This window comes from Hydrosulfovibrio ferrireducens (assembly GCF_046883345.1).
GTDB classification, from domain to species: Bacteria; Desulfobacterota; Desulfobulbia; order Desulfobulbales; family Desulfurivibrionaceae; genus Thiovibrio; species Thiovibrio ferrireducens.
The window spans coordinates 164,743-173,284 of the sequence record NZ_JALKCW010000013.1; the positions used below are offsets into that span (position 1 = coordinate 164,743).

At 57.0% G+C, this 8,542-nt stretch carries 8 protein-coding genes; 3 read left to right on the forward strand and 5 right to left on the reverse strand.

Features of this window, described 5'->3' with window-relative positions; genetic code table 11:
- Positions 1 to 85 precede the first annotated feature (85 nt).
- Positions 86 to 640 carry a YqgE/AlgH family protein gene (locus tag MWR57_RS06580; protein WP_423124006.1) on the reverse strand — a complete coding sequence of 185 codons (555 nt, stop codon included), beginning with the start codon at positions 638 to 640 and terminating at the stop codon, positions 86 to 88.
- 342 nt (positions 641 to 982) lie between these two features.
- Here MWR57_RS06580 and glgB point away from each other — a divergent pair, with 342 nt between their 5' ends.
- Positions 983 to 3,178: a 1,4-alpha-glucan branching protein GlgB gene (gene glgB / locus MWR57_RS06585; RefSeq protein ID WP_423124007.1), complete on the forward strand. Its 2,196-nt coding sequence runs from the start codon at positions 983 to 985 to the stop codon at positions 3,176 to 3,178.
- A gap of 12 nt (positions 3,179 to 3,190) precedes the next feature.
- Positions 3,191 to 3,385: a hypothetical protein gene (locus MWR57_RS06590; protein ID WP_423124008.1), complete on the forward strand. Its 195-nt coding sequence runs from the start codon at positions 3,191 to 3,193 to the stop codon at positions 3,383 to 3,385.
- Here the strand turns inward: MWR57_RS06590 and MWR57_RS06595 are convergent.
- From MWR57_RS06595 to ispH, 4 genes are read right to left on the reverse strand one after another with little or no spacing between them, the layout of a single operon-like run.
- Complete coding sequence (locus MWR57_RS06595; RefSeq protein ID WP_423124009.1) at positions 3,382 to 4,464, reverse strand: tRNA-queuosine alpha-mannosyltransferase domain-containing protein; 1,083 nt, start codon at positions 4,462 to 4,464, stop codon at positions 3,382 to 3,384. The two genes, MWR57_RS06590 and MWR57_RS06595, sit on opposite strands and share 4 nt — an antisense overlap.
- A 17-nt stretch (positions 4,465 to 4,481) precedes the next feature.
- Entirely contained in the window at positions 4,482 to 5,318 is an 837-nt protein-coding gene (locus tag MWR57_RS06600) for a J domain-containing protein (RefSeq protein ID WP_423124010.1), read from the reverse strand.
- Positions 5,315 to 6,361 (reverse strand): signal recognition particle-docking protein FtsY, encoded by a 1,047-nt coding sequence (gene ftsY / locus MWR57_RS06605; protein WP_423124011.1) that lies wholly within the window; start codon positions 6,359 to 6,361, stop codon positions 5,315 to 5,317. Before ftsY ends, MWR57_RS06600 begins: the two co-directional genes overlap by 4 nt.
- 12 nt (positions 6,362 to 6,373) lie before the next feature.
- Positions 6,374 to 7,222 (reverse strand): 4-hydroxy-3-methylbut-2-enyl diphosphate reductase, encoded by an 849-nt coding sequence (ispH, locus tag MWR57_RS06610; RefSeq protein ID WP_423124012.1) that lies wholly within the window; start codon positions 7,220 to 7,222, stop codon positions 6,374 to 6,376.
- A gap of 271 nt (positions 7,223 to 7,493) precedes the next feature.
- Here ispH and MWR57_RS06615 point away from each other — a divergent pair, with 271 nt between their 5' ends.
- Positions 7,494 to 8,396, forward strand: a complete 903-nt coding sequence (locus tag MWR57_RS06615; RefSeq protein ID WP_423124013.1) for a DUF2156 domain-containing protein — start codon at positions 7,494 to 7,496, stop codon at positions 8,394 to 8,396.
- Positions 8,397 to 8,542 lie beyond the last annotated feature (146 nt).

The following is an 8,542-nucleotide window of genomic DNA, read 5'->3' on the forward strand; positions in this document are numbered from 1 at the left end:
AAAGCATTCGGCATGACGTGTTTAATCGCCGGGTCAATAATAAAAAATCACGGGCGCCCCCCGTATTCTGCTTGCTTCCGGTCATTCAGGCCGAACCAACCACATCGCCGAACAGGGCGATATCGATGCCGTGCCGCTGGGCCGCCTTTTGCCACCGCAACCTGTCCGGCGTATGAAAAATGATGTCGTCATCCGCGGGCAGAGTAAGCCACCCGTCCACGGTGAGTTCTGCTTCAAGCTGTCCAGGCCCCCAGCCGGAATAGCCCAGGGCCACCAGCAGATTCCGCGGCCCCTGGCCTGCGGCGAGATCATAGAGCAGCCGCGGGTCACTGGTGAGATGAACGGACTTGCTCACCGCCAAAAAATGCTCTGCCCGATACTCGGAGCTGTAGAGAAAAAAGGCGTTTGCCACCTCCACCGGCCCGCCCAGATACACCGTAGGCATCAGCCCGGGCGGCAGCGGGATATCGGCGCTCTTGAAAACATCCGCCAGGCTGATATCGGTAATGGGCTCGTTCACCACCAATCCCATGGCTCCGTCGTCGTTATGGGCGCAGAGATAGACAACCTTGCCGGCAAAACGGGGGTCTTCCATCTGGGGGGTGGCAATGAGAAAATAGCCTTGCAGGGTTTCAATCATCCGGGAGAAAGCCCCATGGTTGCGTTGCGTGTCGTTGATCGCCGTAGCGACCGGTTTAAATCCGCCTGCAACTTAGCACCTGCCCGGGCTGTCAGTCAAGAAATCCCGTACTTCCAACAAATTTAGCCCGGTTCCGGAAAAGAGTTGGAGTTTCCTTACTGATCCGTGCTAGAATTTAGAAACCGTTACGAAAGGGTCTGCGCCTTTTTGACCTTTTCGTTACGGTTTTTTATGCCGTTTGGTTACATACGATGACGGCATTATTTTAGTACTAACGGCCCCCTAGCCGCTCGTGCGGCAACTTGCGAAAGCCAATAACCCCTACAGACAGAAGCCACGCATATGAACTGTGATATAAATTCCGAAATCAACCGGATCATTGCCTCCGAACACCACGACCCCTTTCAGGTTCTGGGCTTCCACGTTCTGGACCACGACGGCGCCTCCTCGGTCATCAGAACCTTCCAGCCCAACGCCAACACCTGCTGGCTGATAGCCGGCGGAGAACGAAAGGAGATGTACAAGACCAGGCCCGAAGGCTTTTTCGAAATTGTCATCACCAATTGTAACGAGCCTTTCCCCTATGAGTTTGAAGCATCCTTCTACGATGAGCACCACCATGTGTTCAAGGATCCGTACCGTTTTCTCCCCCAGATGTCCGAATACGACCGCTATCTTTTCAACAACGGCACCAACTACGAAATCTACAACACCCTTGGCGCGCAGCTCGTCACCATCGACGGCGTCAGCGGCACCATCTTCCGCGTCTGGGCGCCGAGCGCCAAAAGGGTCAGCATCTTAGGCAATTTCAATTACTGGGACGGCAGGGTCCATCAGATGCGGGTTTTGGGCCATTCCGGCGTCTGGGAGCTGTTCATTCCGGACATCGGCCAGGGAGAGCCCTACAAATACGAGGTCAAGACCCAGCAGGACGCGCTGCTCGAAAAGGCCGACCCCTTCCAGTTTTTCTCGGAGATCCGGCCCAAAACCGCCTCGATTGTCTGGGGGTTGGACGGCTATGCCTGGAATGACGCAGCCTGGCTCAAAAAGCGCAAAAAATTAAGAAGCTACGACCAGCCCATGTCCACCTACGAGGTCCATCTGGGTTCCTGGCGGCGCGATCCGGCAGACCCCACAAGGCTGCTCTCCTATCAGGAGCTGGCCGGCTCCCTGATCCCATACGTCAAGGAGATGGGCTTTACCCATATCGAACTGATGCCCATCATGGAGCATCCCCTGGATGAATCCTGGGGGTATCAGGTCACCGGCTATTTCGCCGTGACCAGCCGCCACGGCACGCCCCAGGATTTCATGTACTTCGTGGACCAGTGCCATCAAAACGGGATCGGCGTTATCCTCGACTGGGTGCCGTCGCATTTTCCCTCCGACGGCCATGCCTTGAGCCGCTTTGACGGCACCGCGCTGTATGAGCATGAAGACCCCAGGCAGGGCGCGCATCCCGAGTGGGGCACCCTGATTTTCAACTACGGCCGCAAGGAGGTGCAGAACTTCCTCATTGCCAACGCCCTCTTCTGGATGGACAAGTTCCACATCGACGGGTTGCGGGTCGATGCGGTGGCCTCCATGCTCTATCTCGATTATGCCCGCAACGAAGGGGAATGGATCCCCAACATTTACGGCGGCAAGGAAAACATCGATGCCATCGAGTTCATCAAGCACATGAACGCCATCATCTACGGCCGCTTTCCCGAGGCTCTGATGATCGCCGAGGAATCAACCAGCTTCTTCGGGGTTTCCAAGCCCCTGAACTGGGGGGGCTTAGGCTTTGGCTACAAGTGGAACATGGGCTGGATGAACGACATCCTGGGCTATTTCAGCAAGGAGCCGATCTTCCGCAAATACCACCACAACGCCCTGACCTTTTCCCTGCTCTACGCCTTCACCGAAAACTTCATCCTGCCCATGTCCCACGACGAGGTGGTGCATGGCAAGCGCTCCCTGCTCTTCAAGATGCCCGGCGACATGTGGCAGAAATTCGCCAACCTGCGGTTGCTCTTCTTCTTCCTCTGGACCCATCCGGGCAAGAAGCTCCTGTTCATGGGGGCTGAATTCGGCCAGATCTCCGAATGGTACTGCAAGGTGAGCCTGGACTGGCATCTGACCGAGCAAAACACCATGCACCAACAGTTGCAGAAATTCGTCCAGCAGTTGAACGCGGTGTACAAGGAGACCCGTCCCCTCTGGGAGGTCGATTTTTCCTTCGACGGCTTTCGCTGGATGGATTTCAGGGACGTGGACAACAGCATCATCGCCTTCTGCCGCCAGGGCAAAGACCCCAAGGATCATGTGGTCTGCCTGCTCAACTTCACCCCCCAGGTGCTGCACGACTATAAACTCGGGGTGCCTGCACCGGGCTGGTACCAGGAGATCCTCTCCACCGACACCGCCGAGTTCGGCGGCAGCAACGTGTTCAACCCGGACCGCAAGCAGGCCATTGCCGAGCCCTTCGGCGAAGCGCCGTGCCATATCATGGTCTCGGTCCCGCCCCTGGGCGGAATCATCGTGAAGCCTGTATAAAGGAGAACGGACATGGGATGCGACTGCAAGGGACCGACCGGGGGCGACAAGGTAAAAAAAGCCATCTGCTGGATGAGCGAAGAGTTGCTCCATAATCCGCAGAAAAAAAGGGGTGCGGTGATCCGGGAAGCGGAGATCCGGTTTGATCTCTCCCCGGCCGAATGTGAATTCCTTTCAAAAAACTTCGGCGACTCCGCCCCCTGTTAACCCTGCGCTTCAAGCCATTGGCTATAACCAGCGGCCTGTTCCGGCCAGGAAAGCCCGCTGGTCATGGCATGCGCCTCATCCTCCGTGAGCCTTCCCGCCGCCATGGCAGCCAGGAGTTTCCCGGTAAAGTCAACATCCCCGTAGCGAAAGAGTGGGGCAAAAAGTTCTCGGTAGGACAGACGATCCGGCACCAGGGGACGGCAGCCTGCACGCACCGCCTCAAGCACGGCCATGCCATAGAACTCATGGTTGGCGGTGGAAACCACAAGATCCCCCTGACACAGTAACCGGCAATACTCCTGCCGGTCTTCCGCATAGCCGAAATGCAGTATCCGCCCGGAAAGCCGCTCTCTTGCCTGGGCAAAAACCTGGGGCTGATTCCGGAAGGACTCGCCCAGCACGATCAGGCTAAAGGGAACCCCCTGCCCGGCCAGCTCGTACAGGGTATTGAAAAACAATTCCGGATTTTTGTCGTGCTCCCAACGGTGGTTCCAGACCAGCACCGTTCCCTTGCCCGTCCGCCTCTCGTCCTTGCACGAATCAACCCCGCTGAAATTCAGGCCCGGATGGAGAATGGCCGCCTTGGCGCGGATCGTTTCTTCGTAACCGGACAAGGACATGTCCGGCATCTTGTCCACAAGCTCCCGGCAACCGGCGAGGAAAGAATCCAGATTATAGTGGGAATTGAAGGCAATCCTGTCCGAAGCCAGGGCGGTGGTGAGATTGGTCAAGCCGAAATGCACATCCCGCGGTTCGGTCACCTGCACCGGATAGGCGAACTGGTTTTCGTGGAAATAGGTAAGAAACGGAACCCCACGCAAATGTGGCGGCAGCAAGCCGCGCAAGGCAGCGACATCGACCAGGGAGGAACAGAGAATCCGGTCAAAGGTTTTGCCGGCATAGCGCGGATCTTCAGCGAGAACCGCGGCGAAATGCGGGGCAGCAAGACGCATCCGCCATTTCCAACTGTGGGCCGGAAGGGTCAGCAGGTCAAAGTTATGGGGAAGATGGTGGATCAGGCCGGAGAGAAAACTCCGGTGGGAGCCGCCGTAATAGGGCTCAAGGACAAGGATGTTCACGGTTGTCCCTCCCCTGATCAGGCTGTTTTCTTCAGGTGTTGGTACGCCTCATTCAGCTCTTTCATCTTCTCCTCGGCCACCCTCCGGAACTCCTCGCCCAGATGCGCCACCTTGTCCGGGTGATACTGCATGCTCAGCTTCCGGTAGGCACTTTTAATCTGTTCAGGCGTTGCCCCCGGCTCAAGGCCGAGAATTTCATAGTACTGGCGCTCGCTCCTCCCCTGGCCGGGGAAGGTGCGGCCATGGCCGGGGCCGACGTACTTGCTGCGGATGGCGTGGTGATCGTGGGCGGCAATCTCGAGAAAATCGGCAATGGTCTGCACCATGGCCAGTTCCTGAGGAGAGACCTGATCATTGGTGTAGAGCACCTGATAGATCAGCTCCACCAGGATCAGCCGGGGCTCGTAGGCAAAATGGCTCTTGAACTCGGCCAGCATCGCTTCGAGGGAGGCCTTGGAGGCAAGCGCGTCCTGAATCAGGTCGCGCACCCAGTACATCTGGCTCTGGTTGTAGCGAAGATGCACGCGGAAAAAATTCTCAATGGGAGCAAGCTCGGCTTTGGTGACCACCCCGTCCGCCTGGGCAATGCGGATCAGGATATTGACCAGCAGAAAGACGAACTGGTTGTGGCTTTCGGTCTGGGATCGTTCGTACCGGCTCGCCATGCGCCGGATGTACTGGGAGAAGCCCCATATCCCGACAAAGACCATGAGCACCAGGAAGACCCCGGTAAAAAAGAGAAATCCCAGCACATCAAGGATGAGGGGGGCGCCGCCCATGAGAAACAGAAGCAGGGCAGCAACCAGTAAAAACCCGCCACACCCCGGGGGCTTATGGGAACGGTACACGATCATGCCTCACCCTCGGCAAACAGGGCCTCGACAAACTCGTTCGGCTCGAAATCGCGCAGATCCTCCATCTGTTCGCCAATGCCGATGAAACGGATGGGGATATTGAACTCGTGACAGATGTTGATGACGATGCCGCCCTTGGCTGTGCCGTCCAGCTTGGTCAGGGCCAGGCCGGTGACATCCACGGCCTCGTTGAACAACCGCGCCTGGGAAATGGCGTTCTGGCCGGTGGTGGCGTCGAGCACCAGCAGAATCTCATGGGGCGCGCCCGGGATCTTCTTGTCCATGACCCGTTTGATCTTTTTCAGCTCTTCCATGAGATTGACCTTGGTATGCAAGCGGCCGGCCGTGTCCACCAGCACCACGTCAAAATTGCGCGGCTTGGCATAATCCAGGGCATCGAACACCACGGAGGATGGGTCAGCTCCGGCCTGCTGGGCCACAACCTCCACCCCGACCCGTTTGCCCCAGATCTGCAACTGCTCGCTGGCCGCGGCCCGAAAGGTGTCGGCGGCCACCAGCAAAACCTTCTGCCCTGCCTGGGTGAACTTATGGGCCAGCTTGCCGATGGTGGTGGTCTTGCCCACCCCGTTGACCCCCAGCACCATGACGACAAAGGGGGTTTGCGCAGGCAGGGCAAGATCCGCGGGCCGATCCGCATTGATGAGATAGCCGAGGATCATCTCCTTGAGCGCCGTTTTGAGGGCCTGCCCATCCGCCAATTCGTTTCGCCGCACCTGCTCCCTGGTTTTCTCAAGAAGTTCCTGGGTGGTGTTGGCGCCGATATCCGCCATGATCAGAATCTCTTCCAGATCTTCAAGCAGCTCGGCGTCGATCTGCTTCTTGCCCAAAAAAAGCGCGTCAATCTGACGGACAAAGGTTTTCCGGGTGCGGGACAACCCATCCTTGAGCCGCAGGAAAAAGCCGGCCCCATCCTCCTGTTGCCCCGAAGCTTCCGCGGCAGGCGTGAGGGCTTCTGATCCAGCGCCCTGTTCCGGCGGCAGTGATTGCGCGCCGCCGATTTTCTTCTTAAACCAACTCAGCATACTTCATCCCTCTCAAGGCGTTTTCGCCGTTATATTCTCCAACACTTCCACAATCCGGCTGATCACCCAATTCGGGGTGGAGGCCCCAGCCGTAACCCCTACCCGGCCATAATGCTCCAACATTTGGGAATCGAGGTCCTGTTCCGACTCCACCATGAACACCGGGCAACCCAGACTTTCGGCAATCTCTCCCAGCCGCTTGGTGTTGGCGCTGGTCTTGCCACCCACCACCACCAGCGCCTCGACTTCCTGACAGAGCTGGCGGACCTCTTCCTGCCGTTTATGGGTGGAATCGCAGATGGTGTTGAACACCTCGCCTTGGGGATATTTTTGCAGGATCGCTTCCTTAAGCCTTTCAAAAAGGCGCTCGTCCTGGGTGGTCTGGCTGACGATGATGTACGGCCCATCAAGTTGCAGGGCCGCCACATCCGCCTCGCTGTTCACCACCTGCCCGTTGTTGCCGGCATAGCCCATGAGTCCTTCCACCTCGGCGTGGTCACGGTCGCCGATGATCACCGTGGCAAAGCCCTCTTTTTTGTATCTGGCAATGATGGCCTGAACTTTGAGAACACGGGGACAGGTGGCATCTTCCACCCTGGCGCCGGTGGCTTCAAGCTTCTTTTTCTGTTCAGGGGGAATGCCGTGGGCCCGGATGATTATGGCGCCGCTGGCCTGGGAGGGAATCTCAGTGAGAATCCTCACCCCCTGCTCCTCAAGCAGCTTCAGAACCTGCGGGTTGTGGATCAGCGGGCCAAAGGTGGCAATGGTTGTCTCGCCCTTCTGGACCATGCCGAGGGTGGTATCAACCGCCCTCCGCACCCCCATACAAAAGCCTGCGTTCTTGGCAAGCACCACTTCCATCTGTTCACCTTTTTTCTATGGTACTTCGATAAGGCTCTCCTGAGCAACGTCGAAGGACTCAGCATGAACGGAAGAAACCATAATGATTTCAAGATACCTACCGTTCGCCCTGAGCCTGTCGAAGGGCCTTTTTCCATTTTCACAAGAGGCACAATCTATACGGATTTCTCCGTATTTGCAAGAAAAGCAACGCCCCCCTGGCAAGGGAATCAATTGCGAGAATCCTGCGACGCCTCTATACTGATCCTAACCACCCTCTCACAGGAGCCCCATGAACTTGCGCCCGCTCACCCTTGATGACCGAAAGCCTGTTACGGAATATCTCCGACGGTTCCCCCCTGAGATCTCGGAGCTGACCTTCACCAATCTTTTTGCCTGGCGCCATAGCCGACCGATCTGGGTCGACGAGTTCAGGGAGTCACTGCTCTTTTTTGCCGAAACAAAAACAGGGCTGGCCATCTTGGGAAACCCGGTGGGCTTGGTCTCTCTGCCCGAGGTTTTCACTGAATACACCAGCCGGATCGCGGGAGCGGACCGCTTTCCCAAGGAGAGGCTCCCGGATGTTGCTTTAAACGGGGCAGTGGTTGTCGAGGATCGGGACAATGCCGACTATGTCTACCGCAGGGAAGATCTTGCCACCTTGGCAGGCAGGCATTTCACCAAAAAGAGAAATCACATCAACCAGTGTTTGGCTGCATACAAATGCCAGTACGAAATGATCACCGAAGAAACAGTTCCGGAATGCCTGGCCATGCAGGACCGCTGGTGCGCTGCCCGGGATTGCAAGACCGAACCGGGGTTGTGCGGGGAATATCGGGCAATAGTGGAAACATTGCAGAACTACCGGGAATTCCCCCTCACCGGGGGCGCCATCCGGATTGATGGGACCATCGAGGCCTTTGCCGTGGGCGAGAGGCTCAACCCCTCAACCGCGGTCTGGCATTTCGAAAAAGCCATGTCCCAGTTTCATGGCTTGGGCCAACTGATTAACCAGTGGTTTACCAGAGAGAACCTTGCTGAATTCACCTATGTCAACCGGGAGCAGGACCTGGGGATTCCCGGTCTGCGCAAGGCTAAAGAAAGCTATTTTCCGGATCATCTGGTGGAAAAGGTGCGGATTGTTCTGCCTGGGGCGGACATGGAAAAAACTCCAGATCAACAGGTCTGCATCTAAAAAAACGAGGGTGTAAAAAGGATTGTGTAAATGGCCATTCCGGGGGTAGAAAAGTTCGCCCCCAACCAAGGAGAGAGATATGGCCATTTCCAAAGAAGTGCTTGACCAACTGATTGCCGATTACAAAAAGCCGGAAGACCTGATCG

Excerpts from the sequence above, each read along its gene's own strand:
- MWR57_RS06580 (WP_423124006.1), bottom strand. The coding sequence starts at position 640 with ATGATTGAAACCCTGCAAGGCTATTTTCTCATTGCCACCCCCCAGATG.
- glgB (WP_423124007.1), top strand. The coding sequence starts at position 983 with ATGAACTGTGATATAAATTCCGAAATCAACCGGATCATTGCCTCCGAA.
- MWR57_RS06590 (WP_423124008.1), top strand. The coding sequence starts at position 3,191 with ATGGGATGCGACTGCAAGGGACCGACCGGGGGCGACAAGGTAAAAAAA.
- MWR57_RS06600 (WP_423124010.1), bottom strand. The coding sequence starts at position 5,318 with ATGATCGTGTACCGTTCCCATAAGCCCCCGGGGTGTGGCGGGTTTTTA.
- ftsY (WP_423124011.1), bottom strand. The coding sequence starts at position 6,361 with ATGCTGAGTTGGTTTAAGAAGAAAATCGGCGGCGCGCAATCACTGCCG.
- ispH (WP_423124012.1), bottom strand. The coding sequence starts at position 7,222 with ATGGAAGTGGTGCTTGCCAAGAACGCAGGCTTTTGTATGGGGGTGCGG.
- MWR57_RS06615 (WP_423124013.1), top strand. The coding sequence starts at position 7,494 with ATGAACTTGCGCCCGCTCACCCTTGATGACCGAAAGCCTGTTACGGAA.